This is a genomic window from Salinivibrio sp. IB282, assembly GCF_001995685.1.
In the GTDB taxonomy this organism is placed as follows: Bacteria; Pseudomonadota; Gammaproteobacteria; order Enterobacterales; family Vibrionaceae; genus Salinivibrio; species Salinivibrio kushneri.
This window is the reverse complement of record NZ_MUET01000137.1, coordinates 1-2,227: the sequence shown is the minus strand read 5'-3', so window position 1 is coordinate 2,227 and position 2,227 is coordinate 1. Positions and strand designations below refer to the sequence as shown.

Annotated in this window: 3 protein-coding genes; 1 reads left to right on the top strand and 2 read right to left on the bottom strand. The window is 45.2% G+C overall.

The window, feature by feature from the left end:
- Nucleotides 1-148 (top strand): transposase domain-containing protein (locus BZG14_RS15120; RefSeq protein ID WP_131825207.1); only part of this gene is annotated, 148 nt, incomplete at its 5' end.
- Between the two features lie 23 nt (nt 149-171).
- On the opposite strand, the gene BZG14_RS15115 is transcribed toward BZG14_RS15120, so the two are convergent.
- Both BZG14_RS15115 and BZG14_RS15110 read right to left on the bottom strand, forming a co-directional pair.
- Nucleotides 172-867 (bottom strand): hypothetical protein, encoded by a 696-nt coding sequence (locus BZG14_RS15115; protein ID WP_077609139.1) that lies wholly within the window; start codon nt 865-867, stop codon nt 172-174.
- A gap of 102 nt (nt 868-969) precedes the next feature.
- Nucleotides 970-1,851, bottom strand: coding sequence for a hypothetical protein (locus BZG14_RS15110; protein WP_077609138.1), 882 nt, complete (start codon nt 1,849-1,851; stop codon nt 970-972).
- Nucleotides 1,852-2,227: the final 376 nt, after the last annotated feature.

Below are 2,227 nucleotides of genomic sequence, written 5' to 3'. Positions count from 1 at the left end.
GTATAGCTTGGTGATGACATGCCGTGCCAATGACATCAATCCCTATTATTACTTCCGGCACCTGTTCGCTGAATTACCCAAGCGGTCGCCATCGGACGATATGTCAGATCTGATGCCATGGTGTGTGGATCTCAGTGATGTCGAGTAGGCGTTCACCGGTTTATTAACCGCTTACTCTTCTGGGATAATCCGGCTATTCGGAACTCTTTTCACCGTCCATACTCGGGCGAAAGCCAAGTGCCCAGATGAAAACGACAACGAGTACTCGCTTCTTAATTTGGAGTGGAACGCATTCGGAATTTCTATCTTCCCCTTTAAGTAGCGCACTGAACCTTGGATCGCCTTACATGAACTCATTTTCTTGATGTTCCAGCGCTGCGACCCACTACCGCTTAGTAACGACATAACTTGCGCATCCGACCCCTGCGTGCTCGTGGTTTTCGACCATGAAACATCTGTCGATAATAATGCTACGATCGCGAAATCATTTACCTGCGAAAATAGCGATGCCGCCCTAATAAAATCTTTCACGAGGTCGCGCCGACGATTAGAAGCATTACCGGCGTCGTCACGCCGCCACCATTTTAACTCTACTCCCCCAACCTCCCGGATATTTCCATGGCTGGTTTTCGACTTGATATACAGGTCTACCGCTGAGTCTAACCAACCTTGAGGCTGAACCTCCCGTTTAATGATCCAAGATCGGCTTTGATTCGCCCCTGAGGCTGCAGCAGCTGCCACCAACCCATCCCTCAAACTGATTTCCCCCATTCCACTTATCGATGAGGTTGCTAAGCCGTGGGCCGCGTACGAAAGAAGCATACTAGCAACCCTGTCTGCCAGTTCTTGTACTTCCGAGTCGAGCATAGACATACCTGCAAAAGTTAACGCCGCCAACACGCGCAGCTTTGAAGTGTAGGCGAAGCCGCAACGTAAAAGCTGTCGCTGTGCTTGGCCTGGTTAGATTTCTTACGGCACATCAAAGATCTGCTGCCAATCACACGGACTACCATTCGTGAACTTCCCTTCCTCATCGGCGTCCCACGCGCCAATGAAGTCCTCGGTTTGGCCTTCGGTCATCGTTTCCGCCAAGTTGAAGGGTCGTAGCATTTTCCGCTTTAGATAACCAAGTCGATAGGCATCTTCGGAATCGTGAAAGGCGAACCCTTTAATTTCAAATCCCGATAGCTGGGAAATGTACTCTGATTTGACCACAAACGATGATGGGTCGGCATTCTTGGTAATTGATTGTTCAAGTAGCTCGGAATTGAACTGCGCCAACTCTGAAAGCATAATCAGCAGCTCATAAAGATCATACTCGACGTCAAGAATCGAATCTCCACTGGCTGGCGCACGATATGAGATCACCTCTCGCTGGGCTTTTAATTGCTGTGTAAGTGCTTTTAGGCGCTTAGCCGTCTCTTGATCAAACTTTCCAAGCCAATCAAAAGCCAAATTGATAGCCCGTGAATGAGAGATAGAAATAAGTTCACCATCAGACCATTCAGCAGTGGGCAATGTGTATACAACCGCTCGCAACAACGATAACGCTGCATAGTATTCGTAGTAAGGATTAGCAATCCTAAGGCCTGTTTCCTCACTGTGTTCGAGCGCATTGGTTAGAACGGTAGCGTTCAGAATCATCTTTGTCGCAAGATATGTACGACAAACCCATGTAGAGTTTGCCTCGACATCCCACGCCTTCGTCAAACCCGAGTATTGTGTCAGGACTTGGCTTACCACCTTGAAAAGTTTCTTCTCAGGGCAGATATCAAAGAGCCGACGGTATGAATACCGCCATTCACGGTTTGCGTAATCCACTTCGTCTCCCAAGAAATCTAACGCCTGCATAACACGTTTGCTACTAAGCAAACTAAGCTGAATTTTATTGCCTTAATCAGTGAAACTAAAAGCAAATTGACAATGCCGAGTGTAGCAAATCGTGTTGATGCAATTGTTATAAGCGTCCAAACTTTAACTCGATAGAACTTATAATATTTTCACTATAACCTCCACCATCCTTCGCAATTAATCGAAAAATATCTTTCTCTTCTGCTATATGATTCAATTTAGTTTCATTCCATTTTTCTAAATCCGAGTCAATAACCAAGTAATCAATATAACCTGCAATTAATTTTAAGTTAGATATGGTTGAACGATAATAATGTCGACTAGAATCTTTACAATTTAAAGAACTATTAATATACAATTTAAAGAACTATTAATA